This window comes from Pseudochelatococcus sp. B33 (assembly GCF_053570585.1).
In genome coordinates, this window is record NZ_JBSEFH010000001.1 from 390,132 (window position 1) to 413,180 (window position 23,049).

A 23,049-nucleotide genomic window follows, 5' to 3' on the forward strand; every position below is an offset into this window, starting at 1 on the left:
CAAACGCAAGCCGCTTTCGTTGAGGAATTGCCCATGCGTGCCCTGCAGCTTTTCGGTGACCGCGATCTGCGCCTCGTGGACGTCGTCGCGCCGCCGCCGCCGGGCCCCGGGGAGGTGCAGGTGCGCATCCGCGCCGTCGGCCTCAATCACATCGACGTGTGGGGTTTTCGCGGCATGGCCTTCGCCAAGCGCAAGCTGCCGCTGACCGTGGGCGCGGAAGCCGCGGGCGAGATCGCGGCGGTTGGCGCGGGCGTCGACGCGTTCGCCGTGGGCGACCGGGTGGCGCTCTACGGCGCCAAGACCTGCGGCGTGTGTCGCGCCTGCCGCGAGGGGCGCGACAACCTGTGCGAGAACGTCGCCGGCATCATGGGTTTTCACGTTGACGGCTTCACCTGCGAGTTCGTCAACATGCAGGCGCGGCTCGCGGTCAAGGTGCCCGGCGGCGTGAGTTTCGAGGAAGCCGCCTGCGCGCCCATCGCCTTCGGCACCGTGCAGCACATGCTGTTCGACAACGCCAGGCTGGAGGCGGGCGAAACGGTGCTCGTGCACGCGGGCGGGTCCGGCATCGGCACGGCGGCGATCCGCATGGCCAAGGCCATCGGCTGCACGGTCATCACCACCGTGGGCGACGACGAGAAGGGCGAGAAGGCGAAGGCGCTCGGCGCCGATCACGTCATCAACTACCGCACCGATCGGTTCGAGGGCGTCGTGCGCAAGCTGACCGGGCGCAAGGGCGTGGACGTGGTGTTCGAGCACGTGGGCGCGGATACGTGGAACGGCTCGCTGCTCAGCCTCAAGCGCGGCGGACGCCTCGTCACCTGCGGCTCGACCTCGGGTGTGTCGACGACGATGAACCTGATGCAACTCTTCCAGCAGCAGTACAAGATATTCGGCTCCTTCGGCTGCAGCATCCGCAATATCCGCGAAGCGCTCGACAAGATGGCAGCGGGTATCCGGCCCGTCATCGACACGGTCTACACGCTCGACAATTTTCGCGATGGCCTCGACCGCCTGGAAGGGCGCAAGGTTTTTGGCAAGATCATCGTCACCGTCTGATCGCTCGCCGGGCGCTGTTTCCCGATTGTCGTTTCTCCCGAACCGTGCCAACATGGATTAATCGGAGGCTGCTTCGGGAGATGTCCAGATGACCGAACTTACCCGGTTTCTCGCCCTTCACGCGCTGATCGGCTTCGCCGTCGCCGGTCTTTTCGCGGGCCTGCTGTTCGGGCTCGATGTCGCGGGTCTTCGCAGCCTCGTCGCCCAGTCGCAGGCCGGGTGGATCGCAGCCGGCGCGCTGACGTTCCTGCTTTGCCTTACCTTCGGCAGCGTTCAGATGGGAATCGCGGTCATGCAGCTCGGGGCGGACGAGAGGCCGCGCGGATCGCGGCGGCGCGTCTCCCCCGCCCGGGCCTTCGGGCCTGTGCCGCAGGCGGTGCCCGTGCGCGTCTGCTCGCGCTGATCTATAGCGTCAAACCAAAAAGTGTGGGCACTTTTTGGAGAAATTTGATGCGTTAACAAAAGGATAGAGCGGCGGCGCGATTCTGCTCGAATGTCCGCCGCTTTAGCCGCCGTTCAAGCCATTCTGCTGTAGCAACTGTGAATGACATAACCCTTGCGCGGCCCATCGACCGCGTGAACGATCTCGAACGTCAGCGGCATCGCGAACCGGTAGCGTGATCGGTAGGTGTCGGGCGCGCAGAAGTGCTGCGCCTCGCCTTCGAGCCCGCCATCCGCCGCCTTCAGCGCCACGCGCTGGAACGGACGCCGTTCCTCGTCGTCGAAACGGATGTCGAGGCCCTGCTCCCATACGCCATAGACATAGCCGCGCGAGAACGCGATCGTCTCCCCTGCCCGGCCGGCCATGGTCAGCTCTCCCTCTTCGAGATAGCGGTAAAGGCCGGCGGCCTCTGGCGAGAAAACGGCATGCCCCGCCATATGCGCCATCAGACCCCCGGAAGCCGCGAAGGTCTCCGGCGCGGCGCTCACTTCCCGAACGAGCCGCCAGCGGCCGGCGAGGCCGCGCAGCAAGTCAGCGTAGGCCATCGGCGGTGCCGGACAGCGCGCCGCCCAATCCCTCCACCTGGCCGCCGAAGTTGTCGCGCGTGTTCGGATCGATGACGGCGACGGGAGCGGCGAGCACCAGGCCGGCCGCGGTGCCGACGGAAGCCGCAGCACCCGAGGTAATCTGGATGATGTGGTCGCCGAGCCCGGCGCGCGAATCGGTCAGCGTCTGGCCGCCGGCGACGCGCATGCCGATGAGCTGCACGACCTCGGGGCTTTCGGCAAAGGTGCCATGGCGGAGCCTGTCGGCCGTGCGCACGCCGGTCATGTCGACCACGGTCACGTTCCGGCGGTTGAATTCCGACTTGAAGGGCTCGACGCCGGGATCGATCGCCCCGAGCCGCACCGTGCTGCCCCATACCCGCCGCGAAACGGCGAGCGCCCTGTCGTCGCGCGACGTGAACAGCACGAAGTTCGCCGGCTTGCCCGGCCGGCCGGACTGGCGGATCTGCGCCACCTGCGTGCGGAAAACGTCGATATCGACGTCGGGTGCGGCCAGCATGACATTGGCGATCTTCGGCTCCAGACGGCCGTTGTTGCGGATCGCCATCTGGCGCAGGGCCTCGAGCGTCACCCAGTTGCCCATCGAGTGGGCCAGGATCGAAATCTCCCCGACGCTCCTGTCGCGCGAGAGGGAGGTCAGCAGGTTCTCAAGGCTGTCGCGCGAGAAATTGGAGCTCTCGCGGTCATAGCCGTAGGCGAGCAGGCTGCCGCGCGACGGCCAGGTGAACAGCACCGGCGCGACCTTCGCGCCCGAATCGTTGACGATCTGCGCAAACCGGAAGACGGCGTCCTCGAAGCGGTTGTTGTAGCCGTGGACGAACACCAGCACGCTGCGCTGCGGCGTGCCGGAGACAATGCGCCGGAAACGGCGCAGCGCTTCGTCCTGATCAAGGAAATCGGCCCGCAGGGCGACGAAATCGGTCGCGGGATTGCCGGGCAGCCGGCGCGGCCATTGCACCTCGCCCTGCGTGCGGGCGCTCGCAGGCGGGATCGACACGGCGATATCGGCAAAGGCGGGCTGCTCGGCGCGCGCGCCGGAGAACATCTCGGCCCGGTTGGCGGCCTTTTCGCGCGTGGTCGCGACCAGCATCTCGACCTGGGTCGCACCCGGCGCGGTCTCCGCCACCGGGGTGAGCACGCCGCGGGGATTGCCCGCGCACGAGGCAAGCGCAAGCGCCGCCAGGCCCAGCACCGCCAGACGTAACCGGGAAGGAACCACGCTGCCTGCCTGAACGGGATACTTCATCGACCTGCCCCCGCGCAATCACCACAACTGCGCCGTCAGCATAGCCGGACGACGAAGAGAAAGAACACTTTCCGGCCCGGTATAACCCGCATGAAAGGACCCGTCATGACAGAAACCGGCGATATGTCACCGGTTTGCATCAGTCAGTGGATCTGCGCCCGCACTTCCTTCAGGCTGTCCTCGAAGATCCGATCCGCGGTCTTGCCCTTCAGGCTGCTGCGCAGGATCTCTTCCGCCGCCCGGACGGCGGCGTCGGCTGCGGCAGCCCGGACATCGGCAGTGGCCTGGGTTTCGGCCTGGGCGATCTTGGCCTCGGCGGCGGCCTTGCGCCGCGCGACGAACTCGGTCAGACGCGCATGGGCCTCGTCGGCGGCGCGCTCGGCGTCGGCACGGGCGTTGTCGACGATGGCCTGCGCCTCCTGCTCGGCCGCCACGCGCTTGGCCTCGTAGGCCTTGAGCAGCGCCTCGGCCTCGTCGCGGAACCGGCGGGCCTCAGCCAGATCGTTGGCGATCTTCTTGGTGCGCTTGTCGAGCGCATCGACGATCAGCCTGCCGGCACCGAGCTTGAGCACGAGGCCGAGAAAGATGAAGAACGCGACGGCAACCCAGAATTCAGCTTCCAGCAACATGGCCGTCTCCTATCGATCAAGCGCGGACTTGACCGCCTTTTCCACCTCGCCCGCGGGGGGCGCGCTGCCGAGCAGACGCTCCACGATGGTGGACGCCGCCTCGGTGGCGATCTCGCCGACATGGCTCAGCGCCTGGGTCTTGGTTTCGGCAATCGCCGTCTCGGCGCTGGCGATCTTGGCCGACAACTCCTGCTCCAGCACCTTGCGCCGCGCCTCGCTCTCGCCGGCAAGACGCGCCCGCGTCTCCTCGGCGATCGTCTGGGCGTTGCTCTTGGCGGCCGCGAGGCCGGTTTCATAGGCCTTGAAGGCCTCGTCCGCCTGGGCCTTCAGCGTCGCCGCATCGGCCAGATCCGTGTCGATCCGCTGCCGGCGCTCCTCGATCACGGAACCGATGCGCGGCAGGGCGATCTTCGAGACGAACCAGTAGAGAAATGCGAAAGTCAGCGCCAGCCAGAACAGCTGCGACGCATAGGTTTCGGCGTTAAACGGAGGAAAGCCGACTTCGTGCGCGACTTCAGCCCCGGTTTTGATCGCTTCAGCCATCTGTCAACCCCTCCTGCATGAGGACCCGGCACCCAACCGGCGGACGCGGACCGATACGGGCGGCAAATGCCCCGCTCCGCCGCCGTCCGGATGCCCAAACAGACAGACGGGCCCGCGGCGCCCTGGAGCCTTTTTCGATTTCACGAAATCGCAAAAGGCTCCGCAATTCTTCAATTGGAACGAATTCCGATCGATCAAATGATTCCATTTGATCGGAAAGCGCTCCCTGGCGGCTGCGGGACCCATCGCGGCGGAACCGCCTTCGGGACAACGCCCGAAGGCAAAACCGCCGTCACCCTGCGGGAACGATCAGACGGCGAACAGCAGCAGCAGCGCGATCAGCAGCGAGAAGATGCCAAGCGCTTCCGTGAGAGCGAAGCCGAGAACCAGCGTGCCGCGCTGGGAGTCGGCCGCGGCCGGGTTGCGGAAGGCACCGGCGAAAAACTGGCCGAACAGGTTGCCCAGACCAAGAGCAGCGCCGGCAAGACCGAACGTGGCAAGACCGGCACCGATGTACTTGGCGGCAGCAGCGAGAGCATCAGCGAGTTCCATGGAAAGCTCCTTGACAATAACACTCTGAGGTGATGACGGAATAACCGGCCGGTGGACCTACGCGATCAGTGGCCGGGATGCAGGGCGTCGTGCAGATAGAGAGAGGTCAGCACGGCGAAGACGTAAGCCTGAAGCACCGCGACCAGAACCTCCAGCGCGACGATGGCGACAGTGAACACAAGCGGCAGCGGCGAGATCACGGCGGCCACGCCGCCGGCCAGCAGGGCCGCGACGAAACCGGCGAAGATCTTGAGCGCGATGTGGCCGGCGAGCATGTTGGCGAAAAGACGGACGGCAAGGCTGATCGGACGCGAGACGAAGGACACGACCTCGATCGCCACGATGAGCGGCAGCAGCCAGCCCGGCACGCCCGAAGGCACGAAAACGTTGAGGAACCCGGCCCCGTGCTTGGCGACGCCGTAGCCGATCACCGTCAGGATCACCAGCATCGACAGCCCTGCCGTGACGATGATATGGCTCGTCGCCGTGAACGCATAGGGCAGCATCCCCAGGAGGTTGGCGACGAGAATGAAGGTGAAGAGCGAGAACACCAGCGGAAAGAAGACGAGGCCTTCCCTGCCCGCCGATTGTTTGAGCGTGTCGGCGACGAACTCGTATAGCAGCTCGCCGGCATTCTGCCATCGCCCGGGAACGATCGAGCGGGAGGACGTCGCCAGCAGCAGGAAGCCGGAGATCACCAAGACCGTCAGCACCATGAACAGCGCCGAGTTGGTGAAGGTGATGGGCGAGTTGCCGATATGGAAAAACGGATCGGAAAAGTGCCGAATCTCGAACTGTTCGGTAGGACTTGCCATGGCCGCCTCTTTCCGCTCCTCTGACGGCGGCCATCTTCCGGCCGCCCCCGATGCCCGACCTCCCGGCGCGGCGCGCCGTTCGGCAATTCGATCAACGCTCTTGGCTCAACGTCCCCCGCGACCCCTGTCGCGGGACGTCTTCAAGTAGCCCGCTGCCCGTAGCACGTTCCAGACACCTGTCAAGAAGCCCAGCAGCAAAAAAAAGATCAGTCCCCAGGGCGACACACCCAGATAGGTGTCGACGGCCCAACCGATGCCCCCGCCGGCCACAACGCCGGCGATGAACTCGCCCGACATCCGCAAGGCGCTGGAGATGGTCGACGCGTCGCCTTCTCCCAGGGGCTCCTGCGCCCGACGGGCGGCAAGGGCCTCCTCCTCCTTCGCGGACAGCCGGCGACCGAGATCATCAAGCCTTCTGGCGAGATCGCGATCTTCGGACTGCCTGCCCTCCCCGTCGCTTTCGGACATGTCAAAACTCCCAGCCATAGCGCGTATTCGGCGCACCATCACTGAATAACACGCATGCGCCGACACGTACGCAAGCGCCAAGACATGAACCGGCTGCAACACAGGACGACATCCTCAAGAACTCCCGGCCGGCGCAGGCACCATAACCGTTCAATCCCAAGGAATGCGGCGCAACATAGTGACAGCCGCCGCCAGTGTCAACTTTGCCGCAACCAGATATAAGATATTGGGAAATATGCTGAAAACACCTCTTCCAGTATTTTTGCCGCCTCTCGCCGCAGATTTCCGGCCACGTGGTCATTCCGGCAACACCTGTGTGGTCTCAGACCGGCTGGGGCGCGCCGGCCTTCGGTATCACCCGACGTCGAGAATGCGCTCGGCCACCGCCAGATCGACCGAGACGAGCTGCGATATGCCTTTTTCCGCCATGGTCACGCCGAACAGCCTGTCCATGGCGGCCATGGTGATCGGATTGTGCGTAACGACGATGAAGCGCGTCTGCGTTTGGCTCACCATGTTGCGCAGCAGCGCGCAGTAGCGCTCGACATTGGCGTCATCGAGCGGCGCGTCGACCTCGTCGAGCACGCAGACCGGCGAGGGATTGGTGAGGAACACCGCGAAGATCAGCGCAATCGCCGTCAGCGCCTGCTCGCCGCCGGACAGCAGGGTGAGCACCTGCGGCTTCTTGCCCGGCGGACGGGCATAGATTTCGAGCCCCGCCTCCAGCGGATCGTCCGCGTCGATCAGCGACAGTTCGGCCGTCCCGCCGCCGAAAAGCAGCGTGAACAGCCGCCGGAAGTGGTCGTTGACGACGGAGAACGCCGCCATCAGGCGCTCGCGCCCCTCGCGGTTGAGGTTGCCGATCGCCGTGCGCAGACGACGAATCGCCTCGGTCAACTCCTCATGCTCGGCGCCGATGCCGTCGCGCTTGCCCTGCATCTGCGCCAGTTCCTCCTCCGCCCGCAGGTTCACCGGGCCAAGGCGCTCCCGGTCCTGACGCAGCCGCGCGAGTTCCTCCTCGATCGCGTCAGCGGCCGGGATCGAGCCCTCCTCGTCGAGCCCCGCGTGGGCGCGCAGTTCCTCCGGCGCGATGCCGAGCGTATCCGCGATGCGGTGGGTGATGCGGGCGAGATTTTCCTGCGCCGACTCGGCGACGACCTGCGAGCGCGCCCGCGCCTCCCGCGCGGCGGAGAGCGCATCGAGCGCCGCGCGCGCCGCCGCTTCCGCCGCATCGAGCGCGGTCTCGGCCGCGCGGCGCTGCTCCGCCGCCTGGACGACGGACGCCTCGGCCTGCGCCACGGCGGCCGCCGAATCGGCATGCCTGAGGGCGAGTTCCTCGGCCGCCTCGGTCTGTTCGACCTGTGTCTCGCGCGTGGCCGCGAGCCGCTCGCCGATGTCCTCGAGCACGCCGGCGGCACGGGCGGCGCGTTCGTCCCATGCGCGCCATTCGGCGGCGATCGCCTCCCGGCGCCGGCGGCGGGCGGCGACGTCGCGCTGCACGTTCTGCAACGACCGCTCGGCTTCGCCGTGGGCGGCGCGGGCGGCCGAAGCGGCGGCGCGGGCGCGCTCGGCGGCACCCTCGTCGACCTGCGGCAAGCCGGCAAGCTCCGATGCGGCGGCCTCGACACCCGCCTGCGCCTGATCCAGCGCGGCCGCGAGGCGGGACAGCGCCTCCTCCAGCGCGGCACGGCGGGTGGCGGTCGCGGCCCTCGCGCGCTCGGCGGCGGCGAGCGCGGCGCGGGCTTCCTCCAGCATCCGGCGGGCGGCGTGGCGGGCATCGAGCGCCTGCGTCTCGGCCTCGCCCGCCGTGGCGATCCGCGCCTGCGCGGCGTCGAGCGCGTCACGGTGCGCGCCGGCGATGTCGCGCGCTTCCTCGGCCTCGCGTTCGAGATCGGCGAGGCGATTGCGCTCTTCCAGACGACGCGAGGCGGCCGAGGGCGCGTCAGCCGCGCTGGTGAAGCCGTCCCACCGCCACACGTCGCCCTCGCGCGTCACCAGTCGCTGGCCGGGGGCGAGGAAGGTCTGCAGCCGCGCGCCCGCCTCGCGGTCGACGACGCCGGTCATCCGCAGCCGGCGCTCCAGCGCCGCGGGACCCGTCACCACCGCTGCAAGCGCCGGGACGCCCGCCGGCAGCGCGGCGTCACCCGCTTCCCGATCGTCCGGCCCGTGATCGCGCGGTTCCTGCCACGGCGCGCGCCAGTGCGCCGGCGCCGCCTCGTCGAGCGCGGCGAGCAGGTCGTCGCCGAGCGCCGCGCCCAGCGCCTTCTCGAAACCCTTTTCGACATGCAGTGCATCGAGCACCGGCGCGAACCCGCCGGGCGCGTCGGGCGCGGCGAGCCGCTGCAGCGCGGCGATTTCCGCCTCGATGCGCTGCACCTTGCCGTCCGCCTCCGCTGCCGGCCGGCGCAGCGCCGCCTCGGCCGTACGCGCTTCCGCGAGGGCGGCGCGGGCCGCATCCGCGCGCGCTTCCGCCTCCTCGTAGAGCGCCTCGCATTGCACCGCCCGCTCGCCGAGCATCTCGATGTCACCGCCCTCGGCCCCCTCGTTCAGCGCCGCGAGATCGGCCGCGACGCGCGCGTGCTCGCGCCCGTGTTCCGCGAGGCGCTCCTCCTCACGCGCGAGGCGGCGGGAGAGCTCGGCCCGGCGCGCCGCCGCGTCGGCGCTCTCCGCCTGCACGCGCGCCAGTTCGGCGTCCGCCTCCTCCAGCGCCGCGAAGGTGACGGCCACGACTTCGGCCGCTTCCGCCAGGTCGGCCTCCGCGCCCTCAAGCCGTGCCGCGATGGCCGCGTCCTCGTCGCGCAGCCGGGCGATGGTGCCGCCGGCGTCCTGCGCCTGCGCCTTCTCGCGCGCCAGATCGCGCTCCAGCTCACCGAGGCGCCGCGCGGCATCGGCGGCGCGCTCGCGGGCGCGCCTTTCCTCGGCTTCGAGCTGCGCGCGCTGCTGCACGAGGCGCTGATAGTCCTGACCGGCCGCCTCCTCGGCGGTGCGTGCCTGCCCCAGCACGTGGGCGGCGAGGCCCTGGGCGTAGGCGCTCCCGGCCTGCCGTTCGCCGCACGCGGCGACGGCCGCCTCGTCGGCCTGACAGGCGGCGGCGGAGCGCGCCACCTGCGCCTTCGCCTCGTGCCACGCGATGAGCAGCATCACCGCCTCGAGCCGGCGGATCTCGGCCGACAGCGCCCGGTAGCGGCCGGCCTGGCGCGCCTGCCGCCGCAGGCCGTCGACCTGGCCGTCGATCTCGTGCAGGACGTCCTCCAGGCGGCGCAGGTTGTCCTCGGCCGCGCGCAGGCGCAGCTCGGCCTCGTGGCGGCGGCTGTGGAGGCCGGCGATGCCGGCGGCGTCCTCCAGAATGCGCCGGCGCGCCTGCGGCTTGGCGGCGATGATCTCGCCGATCTGCCCCTGGCGTACCATGGCGTGCGAGCGCGCGCCGGTCGCCGCATCCGCGAACAGGAGTTGCACGTCGCGCGCCCGCGCCTCGCGGCCGTTGACGCGATAGACCGATCCACCGTCGCGGGTGATTTTCCGCGAGACCTCGAGCGTGTCCGAATCGTTGAAGAAGCTCGGCGCGCTGCGGGCGGAATTGTCGATGGACAGCATGACCTCGGCGCTGTTGCGCGCCGGGCGCGTGGCGGAACCGCCGAAGATCACGTCGTCCATGCCGGAAGCGCGCAGGGACTTGTAGGAGCTCTCCCCCATCACCCAGCGCAGCGCCTCGACGAGATTGGACTTGCCGCAGCCGTTCGGCCCCACCACGCCGGTGAGGCCGGGCTCGATGAGGAACTCGCTCGGTTCGACGAAAGTCTTGAAGCCGACGATTCGCAGCCGGTTGAGCTTCAATGCGTTCCCTCAGAGGTTGCGATCCGGCGACCGGCCCTGGAAGATGTCCCCGTTTCACGGAAACGATGGAATCTTCTCAGTATCCTGATCTGGAGCGAGTTCTGATCGATCAGATGATTCCATCTGATCGGAAAGCGCTCAGAGCAAGGGCTCGATGGCCTTGTCCAGATCCCCGATCGTCAGCGCGCCGGGATGGCGCTTGCCGTTGATGAAGAAGGTGGGCGTGGCGTTGACGCCGAAGTTCTGCGCCGCCGCGTCGCGCACCGCGACCACGCCGTCGTAGATCCTGCGGTCCTGGATGGTGGCGTTGAAGTCCTCTTGCGTGATGCCGGCCTGGCGCACCGTCGCCAGCAGCGAATCGAGCGGCTTGTCGTCGCCGGGCCTCGCCCATGTCTTGCCGAGCTGCTCGAACAGCAGGCTGGTGACCGGATAGTAATGGTCGTTGCCCTTGAAGCGGGCCAGCATGAAGCCGAGCAGCGCCAGATCGTCGAGCGGGAACTCGCGCAGGATGAAGCGCACCTTGCCGGTGTCGATGTACTTCTCCTTGAAGGCGTCGAAGGTCTCGTTGTGGAACGCGGCACAGTGGCTGCAGGTCAGCGACGCGTATTCGATCACCGTCACCTTGGCGTCGTCCGGCCCGAGCGCGACATCGCCAAGCGGGCCGGGCGCCGCCAGCGCGACGACGGACACGTCCTGCGCCGCGGCGGAACGCGGCCCCAAACCGAGCAGTCCGGCGGCGGCCCCTGCGGCCATAGCCGTCATCACATGTCGACGCGTCGTCATCTGTCCTGATCTCCTATGGCATCGAACCAAAAAACGGGTACCGTTTTTTGGTTAAATTTGATGCATAAACAAAAAGTTAGAGCGAAATAGCGATTCGTGTCTGATGCATTTTGCTCTAAAACCAAGGCGTGGCCTCTTCGCCACCCGCACGCGCAAGGTGGGCCGCCTCGCGACGCGAAGCAAGGGCGCCGGCCAGCCGATCACGAATTTATCAGCGCATGGGCAACGGCGGATCGTGGCGCCTCACGACTGGCTGATGCGCTCGATCCGCGCACCGCACTGGCCGAGCTTCAGTTCCAGCGCCTCGAAGCCGCGGTCGAGATGGTAGACGCGGTTGACCGTCGTCTCGCCCTCCGCCACGAGCGCCGCGATCACCAGCGACACGGAGGCGCGCAGGTCGGTGGCCATCACCGGCGCGCCGGTCAGCCGCTCCACACCTTCGACATAGGCGAGATCGCCGTCAAGGCGGATGCGCGCGCCGAGCCGCGCCAGCTCCTGCACGTGCATGAATCTGTTCTCGAAGATCGTCTCGCGGATGCGCGAGGTGCCAGCCGCCTTCGTCATCAGCGCCATGAACTGCGCCTGCAGATCGGTCGGGAAGCCGGGGAACGGCTCCGTCGTCACGTCCACCGCGCTGATGCCGTGGCCGTTGCGGCGCACGCGGATGCCCTCGTTGGTGGCGGAGATATCCACGCCCGCCTGGGTCAGGGTGTCGAGCGCCTCCTGCAGCAGATCGGCGCGCGCGCCCTCCAGCATGACATCGCCGCCCGTCATCGCCACCGCCATGGCGTAGGTGCCGGTCTCGATGCGGTCGGGCAGCACGGTGTGCTCCGTGCCATGCAGGCGCGCCACCCCGTCGACGACGATGCGCGACGTGCCGGCGCCCGAAATCCGCGCGCCCATGGCGTTGAGGCACGTGGCGAGATCGACCACCTCGGGCTCGCGCGCGGCATTCTCGATCACGGTCGTGCCATCGGCGAGGGTTGCCGCCATCAGCGCCGTGTGCGTGCCGCCGACCGTCACCTTGGGAAAGGGGATGTCGTTGCCCTTGAGGCCCTTGGGCGCGCGGGCGACGGCATAGCCGCCCTCGATGTCGATGCGCGCGCCGAGGCGCTCCAGCGCCATCAGCAGCAGGTCGACCGGACGCGTGCCGATGGCGCAGCCGCCGGGCAGCGACACGCGCGCCTCGCCCATGCGTGCGAGCAGCGGCGCGATCACCCAGAAGCTCGCCCGCATCTTCGACACGAGGTCGTAGGGCGCGGTGGTGTCGATGATGTGGCGGGCGCGCAGCCGCACGCTCTGGCCGGTCACCGCCGTCTGGCCCGGACGCTTGCCGGCGACGCCATGGTCGACGCCGTGATTGCCGAGAATGCGCAGCAGCAGCGCCACGTCCGCGAGACGGGGCACGTTGTGCAGCTGCAGGGTCTCGTCCGTCAGGAGGCTGGCGATCATCAGGGGCAGCGCCGCGTTCTTCGCGCCCGAGATCTGGATGGCACCGTTCAGTTCCTCACCGCCGACAATCCGAATCCGGTCCATTCAGTCACTTCCCTTCAGGTCTTCCGGCCGCTCCGGGGCGTTTGCCTGGGCGGTCTGCACATCGTCCTGCGCACGGTCACGCGCCGGCTGGGCGGCCTCCCGCACGCGCTCGCGGGTCTGGCGCTTGCGGCGCTTCAGATTCTCGCGCAAGGCGGCCGCGAGTCGCGATTGGCGGTCTTGAGCGGTTGCGTTCATGACAGATCCGGCCAGCACCAAGGAAACCCAGCACCAGGAAACGTTATCAAGGAAACGTTATCAAGGAAACGTTATCAAGGAATACCGGACCGCGCACGGCCCGGCGCACCAGGAGCGAAAAGCGTTAACCACCAGCATCGCCACACGCAACAGAATAATGCCGCCGATCCCGCCGCCGCCTGCGGCGAGACGACCACTTGCACGGATTAAGCTGGCGTGGGAAGTCTTGATTTATCGTTGATTGGAACGATACTGAATTGTCAACAATGCGCGACAGCCTCAGATCCGCCGGGATGGAAGCCTGAACGCCCTCTGGAAAGCCGCAGCCGCAGACGACGTCCGCTCGCCCTGCCCTGCCGTTGATGGACAGCCGATGGATTACGATCACTACTTCGACGCCGCCCTCGATACCCTGCATCAGGAGCGGCGCTACCGCGTTTTCGTCACGCTGGAGAAGGATGCGGCGCGCTTTCCGCATGCCGTCCGGCAAACGGAGGCGGGCACGTCCGACGTGGTGGTGTGGTGCTCGAACGACTATCTCGGCATGAGCATGCATCCGGACACGGTCAACGCCATGGTGGAGACCGCGCGGCGCATGGGCGTGGGCGCGGGCGGCACGCGCAACATCTCCGGCACCAGCGGCCCCATCGTCGCGCTGGAGCGGGCACTTGCCGATCTGCACAGGAAGCAGTCCGCGCTCGTGTTCACGTCCGGCTATGTCTCGAACGAGACCGGCATCGCCACCATCGCCCGGCTCCTGCCCGACTGCCTGCTGCTGTCGGACGAGTGGAACCACAACTCCATGATCCAGGGCGTGCGCCGCTCGGGAGCGGAGAAGGTGGTCTTCCGGCACAACGACCTCGATCACCTTGAGGACCTGCTCAGGGCGGCCGGGCCCGAGCGTCCGAAGATGATCGTCTTCGAGAGCATCTACTCGATGGACGGCGACGTGTCCCCCATCCACGCCATCTGCGATCTCGCGGAGCGCTACCGCGCCCTCACCTATATCGACGAGGTGCACGCGGTCGGCCTCTACGGCGCGCGCGGGGGCGGCTATGCCGAGGAAGTCGGGGCGCAGGACCGGCTCGACATCATCGAGGCGACGCTCGCCAAGGGGTTCGGCTGCATCGGCGGCTATATCGCGGCGAAGTCCGCCATCGTCGACGCCGTGCGCTCGAATGCCCACGGCTTCATCTTTACCACGGCGCTGCCGCCGGCGGTGGCGGCCTCGGCGCTGGCCTCGGTCGAGCATCTGGCGCGCAGCGACGCCGAGCGCACGGCCCACCGCCGGCAGGTGCGGCGCGCCAAGGACGTGCTCACCAAGGCCGGCCTGCCGGTGCGCGACAACCCGACTCACATCGTCCCGGTGATGATCGGCGATCCGGAGCGCACCAAGCTCGCCAGCGACCTGCTGCTCGACGAGCACGGCATCTATGTGCAGCCGATCAATTACCCGACGGTTCCGCGCGGCACGGAGCGGCTGCGCATCACGCCGACGCCCTACCACACCGATGCGCTGATCGACGAACTGGCGGACGCGCTGGTCGCCGTGTGGCGCAAGCTCGGCCTGCCGCTGCACGCCTCGCGGGCGGCGGCCTGATCCCGGCGGTGAAAAACCCGCAATCCGTCATGCCGGGGGGTTGACGGGCGCGCGGCACCTGCTATGGGTGTGCGCGCGGTTCGGGACCGTCCGCTGCTTCGCTTGTGGACAGGGCCCTGAAGATCTTGCCGGCCGGCGTTCGTGCCGGCAATGTCCGCCCGGTTCTCGGGCGCGACGGATCACCGCCCGGACGCTGCGGTAGCTCAGTGGTAGAGCACTCCCTTGGTAAGGGAGAGGTCGAGAGTTCAATCCTCTCTCGCAGCACCAGCCGTTCGCAATTCTCCCCGTGAGTTGACACCGCCGCCGCGCATCAGGCGGGAACGAGGCCGTACCGGAGCATGATTTCCTTGATTCGGGCGAGGTCCGGCTTGCCGGGCACGTTCACTTCCGCCGCGATCTCCTCGAAGTAACGTTTGCCGATCGATCCCGGCGTCATCACGACGAGCGAGCGAGCGGTCTTGTCATGCAGATTCTCGTGCGTATGAACGCTGCCCCGGGGGATGAACAGGCTCTGCCCGGCCCGCAATTCATGCCGCTGCCCGTCGATGGTCGAGGTCGTCACGCCTTCCAGGGCGTAAATCAGCTCATCGACCGCCTCGTGAAAGTGCGGCGCCGGAACGCGCGCGTCGGGCGGAACGACGAACTCGAAGGAAACAAGGCTTCCGGGACCCGTGGTCTCGTCGACCAGAAAACGGAGTTCCAGTGTCCCGATCCGAACGACATCGCGACCATCCGTCGTCATCTTACATCCCCCCTTGAAAGAAAATAGGCTTACGTCTTTCACAACATCTCCACAACCAAGAATATGTAACAGGCAGATTATGACAGTAAAACGCTGACGAAGTACCGTTTCGCACTATTCGTTACATGTCGAATAGGCGCGATACCCCTGCGGCCGGAGAGGTCGCGCGCTCACTCCTCCCCGGCGACGCCGGCCGTCTCGACCCGCCGCTTGCGTGCCTCCAGCACCGCCGCGTGGGCGTCGGCCTCACCGGCGCCGTACATGGGGTCGGGGCCTGCGGGGCCGATGTCGCGGGCGGTGGCGAGCAGCAGCTCCCGCAGAGCCTCGGGGGTGAGGTCCGGATTGACCTGCAGGACGAGGGCCGCGACGCCGGCGATATGGGCGGAGGCCATCGAGGTTCCCGACACCATCTGGTAGCCCTTGTCGACGGTGGGTGCCAGCAGTTCGACCCCGGGGGCCGCGAGCGCGACGTGTGGGCCATGCGTGGCCTTTTCATAGAGGGCGCCTCGGGCATCCACCGCCGTGACGCCCAACACGTCGGGATGGTCCGCCGGATAGGGCGCGGCCGCATCCGCGCCGCCGTTCCCCGCGGCCGCGACGAGGACGACGCCGCGCAGCGTCAACGCGCGCAGGGTGCGCGCCAGCAGATCGTCCCTCGGACCGGCGAAGCTCAGGTTGGCGATGCGCGCGTCGTGCTTCGCCGCCCGTTCGAGGCCGCGCAGGATGTCGAGGGTGCTGCCGATCTCCCGGCCTTCCCGGTCGGTGAACGCGTCGATGGCCAGGATCCGGCTGCCGGGCGCGATCCCGGTCAGGCGCTCGCGGGCGGCGATGATGCCGGCAACGGCCGTGCCGTGCGCCGACGACGCGCGGGACACGGAGCCTTCGAGCAGGCGGCCGGCGATCTCGGGGTGGTCCGTCTCGACGCCGGAATCGATCACCGCGATGCGCACGCCCTCGCCCGTGGCCAGCGCATGCGATTGCGGCACCTTCAATTGCGCCGGCGCGTATTGCGCCGAGGCCATGCTGCCGGCGCCGGCGGCCTCCCCAGACTCGGCCTCCCCAGCCTCGGCCTTCTGCGGCGCAGCCTTCTCTGGCGCGGCCTTCTCCGGCTGCTCCTCGTCCGGCTTCTTCCCGGCCGGCTCCGGATCGGCGGTCCCATCCTGCTGCGCGGCGAAGAGGTGATTGAGCTGCGCGCTCTCGACGCGGGGATCGCCGGCGAGCGCCAGCACCGTCTCGGGCGCGCTGCGCCCCTCGCCGACGCGTGCCCGCACCACCGAGACGCCGATCAGCGCCAGCGGGGTGGTGTCGACCAGGGTCAGCGCGAACGCATCCGCCACCGCCTGCTCCTGTGTGAGAGGAAGATCGGGACGCAGCACGAACAGAATCTCGTCCGGCACATGCTCCGTCTCGGCCGCGAGCAGGGCACGCGGCGGGGGCAGAACCGCCGGAGGCGGCGGCGGAACGGGTGTGGCCTGTCGCGGCGGCTGGGGCCTTGACGGCTGGGGCTTTGGCGGCTGCGCTTTCGGCGGCGGCGTCCGGGCGGGCTGGGTCTCGCGCCGCGGCTGCCTTGGCCGCTGCCGCGGCGGCTCCGGATCGACGGGATAGAAGCCGGGCGGCGGCGGGCCGCCATAGGGAGGGACCGGCACGACGATGACGCCGGGCGGCGGGTAATAGACGGGCGGCGGATAGCCCGGCGGCACACGGGAGGGCGGCCGGCGCGGCCGCTCCTGCCATTGCCCCGTCTCTCCCCGGGGCGGACGCGGCCGGGTTCGCCGGGGCGATTCGTCCGGCGGGGCCATTTCCAGCGGATAGGCCTGAGCGAGTGCCCGGGCAGAATGGGCGGCGTGCATCATGTCGCCGGCGACCATCAGGCCGACGACGAGCGGCAGTGACGTCGCAAGGGGCAGGCGGCCCTGTCTGAATATCGCAAGCATGATCTTTCGCTCCTCCTTTTCAGGCGGGCGGCGCGTCACGGCCCCGGCGCGGGGGCCACGAACCGGATGAGCGGGTGGCTTTCCAGGGCCGCGGTGGCGCGTTCCGCGTCGCCGGGCGAGGCGGCGGCGATCCGCAGCCTGAAAACGCCGCCCGGCAGCGGCCCCTCGACAATCCGCGCCCCCTGCGCGTCGAGCATTTGCGTCACCGCCTCGAAGGTCGCCGTGGGCTGGAAGCCGACCAGCACGAAGACGCCCGGCGTTTCCGCCCGCTCTCCCGATGCGGTCTGATAGGTGCCCTGCGTGGCCCGATCGAGGGTGATGAGCCCGAAAATGCCCGCCTGCAGGCCGATCACGGCCAGCGCCGCCGCGCCCGCAAGCCCGAGGCCGGCGGGGGAGAGGCCGGCGAGCCACTCCCCGAACCGTGCCAGCCACGACGGCTGCTGTCCCGCCGCAGGCCGGGCTGCGGCGGCGGGCGTTTCCCGCCCGATCGCCTCGAACACCCGGTCCGCGAGCTGCCGGGACGGCGCCGCGATGTGCTCGTTCGCGTGGACGATCTCGTCGCGCTCCTCCCCGATGAGGGCGAGATGGGCGCGCAGCTCGGGATCGCCGGCGAGCGCCTCGTCGACGGCCCGCTTCTCGTCCGCCGAAAGCGTGCCGGCCGCATACCAGGGCAGCAGGGCCTCGATGGAATCCGGATCGAACCTGTCGTCGGGATCGGGTGTCGTCCTGGAGGCGTTCATGGCCATCCCCTGTCGAGCCCGGCCTCCCTGCACAGTTCGGCAAGGCGCTTGCGGGCGTGAAACATGCGCGTTTTGACGGTGTTTTCCGGTATGCCCAGAATGCGGCCAACGTCGCTGACGGATCGTTCCTGATAATAGACGAGTTCCATCACCTCGCGTTGCTCCGTGGTCAGGCGCCGCAGGCAGGCCCGCAGCACCTCCGCCTTGTTCGCCTTCTGAACCGTGACCTCGGGCGTATCGCCGAGATCGACGACCGTTTGGGCGAAGTCGTCGTCGAGCGGCGCCTCCTGGCGCTTGCGCAACGCCGACAGCGCCTTGTTGCGGGCGATGGCGATGAGCCATGTCGCGAGGCTGGAGCGCCCCTCGAAATCGGCCGCCTGCCGCCACACGTCGACGAACACCTCGGCAGTCACGTCCTCGGCGATGTCGGGCCGCTGCACAAGGCGCAGGACGAAGCGGTAGACACGCAGATGATGCGCCGTGAACAGCGCCTTCATCGCCTGCCGGTCGCCCGCCCTCAGCCGGGCCAGCCATTGCTGGTCTGCCTGGCGGTTGTCCGGCGCTGGCTCCATGTCGGCCGGTGCTCCTGGTTGTCGTCAGCGCTGTTTCCCGAAGGCGCGAGCCCGGCGGGATGCTTCCGAAAGCATCAGGAGCAAGGTGTCATGCGCACCCGCTCCCGGTCAACAGGAGGCGGCGCGCCGTGGCCGGAAGGGCGGTCTCGTTCCCCTCCGGCCACCGCCGGCGACGGTCAGTCGCACACGGTCACCGGGCGCCACACACGGCCGACGCCGCGCACGTGGACCTTCTCCTTGACGACATAGCACTGCGGCTGGACCGTATAGGACACGATACCGAGCGAGAACGGCACGAGGCCGGCGGCGTATCCGGGACCCCAGTGACGCGGGGGACGCGGGCGGTGGTGGCCGTGGCCGTGGCCATGGCCGGGCTTCTTCCAGTGGGGACCGTGCCCGCCGGGCGCGGCCTGCGCAGCGGTGGTGGATATCATGGTCGTTGCCGTCATGCTGGCGATGCCGAGCGCCACGGCGGCGAGGGCGCCCTTGAGAGAATTGCGGCCGGTGAAGCTGTTGCGCGTGGTCATGATCGTGTTCCTTTCCGTTGTCCGGAGCGGCCCATCGCTGCCCCTATGCCCATTGGTCGCGGCGACACGCAAAAAGGTTCACGGAGGTGGGAAAAAATTTTTATTTTTTATTCTGCCACGCAGGCGCGGTTCGCACGCCACGGAATGTAGATCTTCCAGAAATCGACGGCCCGGTTGGGCGGATTGACGACCACGAGGCCCTGCGGATCGATGGTGGCGAGAAGGGCCGCCTCGTCGTTCGCCAGTCCGGGCGCGGAGCAGGCGAGCGCATCGGCGCGCTGCCACACGGCGTGGACCTGGCGCATGTCGCGCGCCTTGCCGGCGTTGTAGACCGACACCAGCGCGGCCATGACGCCGAGCGCCGCGCATGCGCCCACCAGCACGCGCCGCGCGCCGGCATGCCGCCAGAGCGCCGCCAGCGCGCCCATCAGCGCCACCGTCACCGCGAGATAGGACATCCTGCTGTCGATATAGGCGCATGCGCCCCGGTCCGCGCAGGCTTCCTGATACTTGGTGCTGACGGCGATCGGCAGGGTCACGTAGGCCGCCAGCACCAGCGCCGTGACGGCGGTGGCGACGGGGGCGCCGATGCGCCGCACGGGCGAGGCCGTCCGGTAGAGAACGAGGGCAACCAGCACCCCCGTGACGAGCGCCGCCAGCAGCACGGCGGGCGAGGCCGAGGACAGCCCGCCGCCCAGACGCGGAAAGGCCGTGCCGTCGCGGACATGGCCGAAGACGGTAATGGCGATGCGGCCGATGTCCGACAGGCCGCCGGCGGAATTGCCCTCGTACACGCCGGGATGCGCCCATCGGAAGAGACTGTAGGGGACCAGCACGGCGAGCACCGCGAGAGCGTCCGCGGCGACGAATCGGGGAGCGAAGGCGGCGCGGATCGCGGCGCGCAGGGCTTCGCCGTCCTCTCGCGCCCCATCCTCTCGCCCCCCGTTCTCTCGCCCCCCGTTCTCTCGCGCCCCGTTCTCTCGCGCCCCGTTCTCTCGCGCCCATTGCAGACGCGCGAGATATTCCGCGACCAGCAGCGCGGTACCGAAAGCCACTGCAAATTCGCTGACGAGCATGCCGAGGGCGAACAGCGCCTGCGCCGCGGCAGCGCGCCAGCCCGCGGGACCTCCGCGCGAGCGCAGGTCGACGATGGCGAGCCGCGACAGGAGAATGACGATGAAGGGAACCGTGTTCTGCAGCGGATAGGCGTTCGGCGGCAGGAAGGCGAAGGCCAGCGGATGCAGCGCCACCAGCTGCATGAGCAGGAAGGGTCCCACCTCGCGCCGCAGCAGCCGCGCGACGAAGACCGCGAACAGCAGCAGTTGCAGCACGTAGGCCGCCAGCAGGACGACGCGCCACAGCGGATCGCCGGCGAGATACGCCCCCAGCACGTTGAGGGGCACCATCAGCACCTGTCCGATGCGCCCCTGGTCCTGCGCCACATGGAGGGCGTTGGCGCGCACGGTCTCGCTCCCCTCGATGGCGAGGGTGAGGAACCAGACGTCGTCGCCCGACAGCCGATAGCCGTAATAATAGGGCTGCATCGTCACGAGCACGACGGCCGCGATCAGCGCCAGCGTCCACCATCCGGCCGGCGTTTCCGGAGACGGGGCCGTGTGTGCGCGATCGGTGCCGGACATGGGTTTCCTCCAGAACCGGGGATGGCTCCTTGAAAAAAGGGCGCCCGACGGGCGCCCTCCTCGTTATCGTCACAAAGCCCGGAAGCGTTATACCATCGACCCCCGGTCTTCGACCGATGCCGAGTGGCCTTCGCTCAGGCGCCGCGCGGGCTTGACCAATGGCCGGCCATTGGTATTACCGCCCCCGCACCGGCTTCATGAAGGACTTGTCGGCGAGGCTGTCATAACCGTGACGCTCCTGGCCGCCCTGCCCGCGCCCGTTGCGGCGCTGGCCGGCGTCGGCATGGCCGGCACCGTGGCCTCCCCCATGGCCTCCTCGGCCCTGCCCCTGCTCCTGGCGCGGGCCGCGCTGCCGGCCACGGCCGGCGGCGTCGGCGCGCGCGCCGTGGGCTGCGGGCTTCTGCCCGGGCCGGCCCGCAGCAGGCTTGCCCGCTGCCGGCTTGCCGGAGCGCGCCGGGGAACGAACCTCGGCCTCCGCCGCGATGGTGGCCGGCAGGCGCCGGTCCTCGCTCGGAATGCTCTGGCGCGTCAGCTTCTCGATGTCGCGCAGGTATGCGCGCTCCTCGGCGTCGCAGAACGAGATGGCGGAACCGTCCGCCCCCGCGCGCGCCGTGCGGCCGATGCGGTGGACATAGGATTCCGGCACGTTCGGCAGGTCGAAGTTCACCACGTGCGTCACGCCGTCGACGTCGATGCCGCGCGCGGCGATATCGGTGGCGACGAGGATCTTGCGCCGGCCGGCGCGAAAGTCCGCGAGCGCCTTCTCACGCTGGCCCTGGCTCTTGTTGCCGTGGATGGCGGCGGAGGGAATGTTCGCCTCCTCCAGATGGCGCACGATGCGGTCGGCGCCGTGCTTGGTGCGGCTGAACACGAGCGTGCGGCCCATGGAAGACCCCTCGCCGTCGTCGCGCAGGATGTCGACCAGCAGGCCGCGCTTGCGCGCCGTCTCGACGAACAGCACCTTCTGGGCGATGCGCTCGGCCGTGGTGGCCACCGGCGTCACCGACACCTCGACCGGGTCGCGCAGCAGTTCACCCGCGAGCAGCCCGATCTCCTTCGGCATGGTGGCCGAGAAGAACAGGTTCTGGCGCACCTTGGGCAGGCGCGGCACGATGCGGCGGATGGCGTGGATGAAGCCCATGTCGAGCATCTGGTCCGCCTCGTCGAGCACGAACACCTCGACATGGTCGAGCGTCACCGCGCGCCCGTCGAGATGGTCGATGAGACGGCCGGGCGTCGCCACGAGGATGTCGACGCCGCGCGCCAGTTCCTGCGCCTGCGGGCGGGCGGAGACGCCGCCGAACACGACGGTGACGCGCAGCCGCAGATTGCGGCCGTAAACACGAAAACTCTCGGCGATCTGGCTGGCGAGTTCGCGCGTCGGGCTCAGCACCAGCGCCCGGCAGCCGTGGCGCGGGGCGGGCTTGCGCTCGCGCGACAGACGCTCGAGGATCGGCAGCGCGAAGGCTGCCGTCTTGCCGGTGCCGGTCTGGGCGATGCCGAGCAGGTCCCGGCCCTGCAGCAGATGGGGAATGGCCTGCCCCTGAATGGGGGTCGGCTTTTCGTATCCTTCGGCCGCCAGCGCCGACAGGATCGGAGCGGGGAGACCAAGGTCCTTGAATGAAGTCAAAATCAGATCTTTCGCATAAAGCGCCGCCGGCGCCCGTCAGGCGGGCGCAGCGATCGCGGGGTGATGGAAGCCCCGCGTGATCCGGGCTGTTCCTGAAAATACCGTGTCCGGCAGGACGATTCCTTCGGAACCGCTCACGCGACCTGAACACCAAAAGGCGCCCGAACGGGCGCACGGCAAAGCATATGAGCCCTTCCGGCCGGCAAGTCAAGTCCGGCGGCGGCGGGCGCGTCCCGCACGGGTGCGCAGCCGGGCATCCGATAACCGGTAAAGAACTGTAAAAATTCACGATTGGACTTTGCTGCTATGCAACATAAGCAATCGAGCGTAGACTGAGAAGCAGTACATTTCGCATTCCGGCCGGGCATGGAAGGAGATCGTCATGCCGACATCAGTTGAACAGACATCGCTTGATCCCAATCGCGCGGGCGCCATCAACGCGCTGGCGGAGGACGTACGCTCCAAGTGGATATGGTTTCTCCTGCTCGGCATCGTGCTGATCGTTCTCGGCGGCATCGCGCTCGGCAACCTGCTGGTGGCGACCATCGCGACCGTCTACTACATCGGCGCGCTGATTCTCATCGCCGGCGTGGTGCAGATCGTGCACGCCTTTCAGGTGAAGGAATGGGGCAACTTCTTCATCTGGCTGCTGAGCGGCGCTTTCTACGCCATCGCCGGCTTCTTCGCCTTCTACAATCCGGTGCTCACCTCCGCCGCGCTGACGCTGGTGCTGGCGGTCTCGCTCATCGTCGCCGGCATCCTGCGCATCTGGACGGGCCTTTCCGCGCGTCCGCGCTCGGGCTGGGGCTGGCTCGTCGCCGCCGGCGTGGTGGCGCTGGTGGTCGGCCTCATCATCGCCGCGCGCTGGCCGGCGAACACCGTCTACCTGATCGGGCTCATCCTCGCCATCGAGCTGATCTTCGAGGGCTGGTCGTTCGTCGCCGTGTCGCTGGCGCTCAGGGCGCGCAAGGGCACGCCGGTCGCGTGATCATGATAGCG

At 68.5% G+C, this 23,049-nt stretch carries 23 protein-coding genes and 1 tRNA gene; 6 read left to right on the forward strand and 18 right to left on the reverse strand.

Annotated elements, in window-relative coordinates:
* Positions 1 to 33 precede the first annotated feature (33 nt).
* Positions 34 to 1,056, forward strand: coding sequence for a zinc-binding dehydrogenase (locus ACUSIJ_RS01775; protein WP_449306621.1), 1,023 nt, complete (start codon positions 34 to 36; stop codon positions 1,054 to 1,056).
* 88 nt (positions 1,057 to 1,144) lie between these two features.
* Positions 1,145 to 1,459, forward strand: coding sequence for a hypothetical protein (locus tag ACUSIJ_RS01780; protein WP_449306622.1), 315 nt, complete (start codon positions 1,145 to 1,147; stop codon positions 1,457 to 1,459).
* Between the two features lie 113 nt (positions 1,460 to 1,572).
* Here ACUSIJ_RS01780 and ACUSIJ_RS01785 read toward each other — a convergent pair whose 3' ends face one another.
* The 11 genes from ACUSIJ_RS01785 to ACUSIJ_RS01835 form a co-directional block, all read right to left on the reverse strand.
* Positions 1,573 to 2,043: a DUF6314 family protein gene (locus ACUSIJ_RS01785; RefSeq protein WP_449306623.1), complete on the reverse strand. Its 471-nt coding sequence runs from the start codon at positions 2,041 to 2,043 to the stop codon at positions 1,573 to 1,575.
* Positions 2,030 to 3,310, reverse strand: coding sequence for an alpha/beta hydrolase (locus ACUSIJ_RS01790; protein ID WP_449306624.1), 1,281 nt, complete (start codon positions 3,308 to 3,310; stop codon positions 2,030 to 2,032). The genes ACUSIJ_RS01785 and ACUSIJ_RS01790 overlap by 14 nt, the downstream gene beginning before the upstream one ends.
* Positions 3,311 to 3,453: 143 nt before the next feature.
* Positions 3,454 to 3,936 (reverse strand): F0F1 ATP synthase subunit B family protein, encoded by a 483-nt coding sequence (locus tag ACUSIJ_RS01795; RefSeq protein ID WP_449306679.1) that lies wholly within the window; start codon positions 3,934 to 3,936, stop codon positions 3,454 to 3,456.
* A gap of 12 nt (positions 3,937 to 3,948) precedes the next feature.
* Positions 3,949 to 4,482, reverse strand: coding sequence for a F0F1 ATP synthase subunit B (locus ACUSIJ_RS01800; RefSeq protein WP_449306625.1), 534 nt, complete (start codon positions 4,480 to 4,482; stop codon positions 3,949 to 3,951).
* 309 nt (positions 4,483 to 4,791) lie between these two features.
* Positions 4,792 to 5,034, reverse strand: a complete 243-nt coding sequence (locus ACUSIJ_RS01805; RefSeq protein WP_449306626.1) for a F0F1 ATP synthase subunit C — start codon at positions 5,032 to 5,034, stop codon at positions 4,792 to 4,794.
* Between the two features lie 65 nt (positions 5,035 to 5,099).
* Complete coding sequence (locus ACUSIJ_RS01810) at positions 5,100 to 5,849, reverse strand: F0F1 ATP synthase subunit A (protein ID WP_449306627.1); 750 nt, start codon at positions 5,847 to 5,849, stop codon at positions 5,100 to 5,102.
* A gap of 105 nt (positions 5,850 to 5,954) precedes the next feature.
* A complete protein-coding gene (locus ACUSIJ_RS01815) occupies positions 5,955 to 6,317 on the reverse strand; it encodes an AtpZ/AtpI family protein (RefSeq protein WP_449306628.1) in 363 nt (120 codons plus the stop codon).
* A gap of 354 nt (positions 6,318 to 6,671) precedes the next feature.
* Positions 6,672 to 10,151, reverse strand: a complete 3,480-nt coding sequence (gene smc, locus ACUSIJ_RS01820) for a chromosome segregation protein SMC (protein ID WP_449306629.1) — start codon at positions 10,149 to 10,151, stop codon at positions 6,672 to 6,674.
* A gap of 138 nt (positions 10,152 to 10,289) precedes the next feature.
* The gene (locus tag ACUSIJ_RS01825; RefSeq protein WP_449306630.1) at positions 10,290 to 10,934 is read right to left on the reverse strand and encodes a DsbA family protein; all 645 of its coding nucleotides are present in this window, start codon (positions 10,932 to 10,934) and stop codon (positions 10,290 to 10,292) included.
* 243 nt (positions 10,935 to 11,177) lie between these two features.
* The gene (gene murA, locus ACUSIJ_RS01830) at positions 11,178 to 12,470 is read right to left on the reverse strand and encodes a UDP-N-acetylglucosamine 1-carboxyvinyltransferase (protein ID WP_449306631.1); all 1,293 of its coding nucleotides are present in this window, start codon (positions 12,468 to 12,470) and stop codon (positions 11,178 to 11,180) included.
* Entirely contained in the window at positions 12,471 to 12,665 is a 195-nt protein-coding gene (locus ACUSIJ_RS01835; protein WP_449306632.1) for a hypothetical protein, read from the reverse strand.
* On the opposite strand from ACUSIJ_RS01835, the gene ACUSIJ_RS01840 reads away from it, so the two are divergent.
* The 3 genes from ACUSIJ_RS01840 to ACUSIJ_RS01850 all read left to right on the forward strand — a co-directional run bounded on the left by ACUSIJ_RS01840 (position 12,664) and on the right by ACUSIJ_RS01850 (position 14,532).
* Complete coding sequence (locus tag ACUSIJ_RS01840; protein ID WP_449306633.1) at positions 12,664 to 12,906, forward strand: hypothetical protein; 243 nt, start codon at positions 12,664 to 12,666, stop codon at positions 12,904 to 12,906. The genes ACUSIJ_RS01835 and ACUSIJ_RS01840 overlap by 2 nt on opposite strands.
* A 132-nt stretch (positions 12,907 to 13,038) precedes the next feature.
* Positions 13,039 to 14,265, forward strand: coding sequence for a 5-aminolevulinate synthase (hemA, locus tag ACUSIJ_RS01845; RefSeq protein WP_449306634.1), 1,227 nt, complete (start codon positions 13,039 to 13,041; stop codon positions 14,263 to 14,265).
* Positions 14,266 to 14,457: 192 nt separating this feature from the next.
* A tRNA-Thr gene (locus ACUSIJ_RS01850) sits at positions 14,458 to 14,532 on the forward strand.
* A gap of 43 nt (positions 14,533 to 14,575) precedes the next feature.
* Here the strand turns inward: ACUSIJ_RS01850 and ACUSIJ_RS01855 are convergent.
* From ACUSIJ_RS01855 to ACUSIJ_RS01885, 7 genes are all read right to left on the reverse strand, one after another.
* Positions 14,576 to 15,007: a cupin domain-containing protein gene (locus tag ACUSIJ_RS01855; protein ID WP_449306635.1), complete on the reverse strand. Its 432-nt coding sequence runs from the start codon at positions 15,005 to 15,007 to the stop codon at positions 14,576 to 14,578.
* 170 nt (positions 15,008 to 15,177) lie between these two features.
* Positions 15,178 to 16,941, reverse strand: a complete 1,764-nt coding sequence (locus tag ACUSIJ_RS01860) for a S8 family peptidase (protein ID WP_449306636.1) — start codon at positions 16,939 to 16,941, stop codon at positions 15,178 to 15,180.
* 35 nt (positions 16,942 to 16,976) lie between these two features.
* Positions 16,977 to 17,681 carry an anti-sigma factor family protein gene (locus ACUSIJ_RS01865; protein ID WP_449306637.1) on the reverse strand — a complete coding sequence of 235 codons (705 nt, stop codon included), beginning with the start codon at positions 17,679 to 17,681 and terminating at the stop codon, positions 16,977 to 16,979.
* Entirely contained in the window at positions 17,678 to 18,253 is a 576-nt protein-coding gene (locus ACUSIJ_RS01870) for a sigma-70 family RNA polymerase sigma factor (RefSeq protein WP_449306638.1), read from the reverse strand. Before ACUSIJ_RS01870 ends, ACUSIJ_RS01865 begins: the two co-directional genes overlap by 4 nt.
* A 176-nt stretch (positions 18,254 to 18,429) precedes the next feature.
* Complete coding sequence (locus ACUSIJ_RS01875) at positions 18,430 to 18,780, reverse strand: hypothetical protein (RefSeq protein WP_449306639.1); 351 nt, start codon at positions 18,778 to 18,780, stop codon at positions 18,430 to 18,432.
* Between the two features lie 107 nt (positions 18,781 to 18,887).
* Positions 18,888 to 20,420, reverse strand: coding sequence for a hypothetical protein (locus ACUSIJ_RS01880; protein WP_449306640.1), 1,533 nt, complete (start codon positions 20,418 to 20,420; stop codon positions 18,888 to 18,890).
* Between the two features lie 175 nt (positions 20,421 to 20,595).
* Positions 20,596 to 22,050 carry a DEAD/DEAH box helicase gene (locus tag ACUSIJ_RS01885; RefSeq protein WP_449306641.1) on the reverse strand — a complete coding sequence of 485 codons (1,455 nt, stop codon included), beginning with the start codon at positions 22,048 to 22,050 and terminating at the stop codon, positions 20,596 to 20,598.
* Positions 22,051 to 22,432: 382 nt separating this feature from the next.
* Between ACUSIJ_RS01885 and ACUSIJ_RS01890 the strand changes: the two genes are divergently transcribed.
* The gene (locus ACUSIJ_RS01890; RefSeq protein WP_449306642.1) at positions 22,433 to 23,038 is read left to right on the forward strand and encodes an HdeD family acid-resistance protein; all 606 of its coding nucleotides are present in this window, start codon (positions 22,433 to 22,435) and stop codon (positions 23,036 to 23,038) included.
* Positions 23,039 to 23,049: the final 11 nt, after the last annotated feature.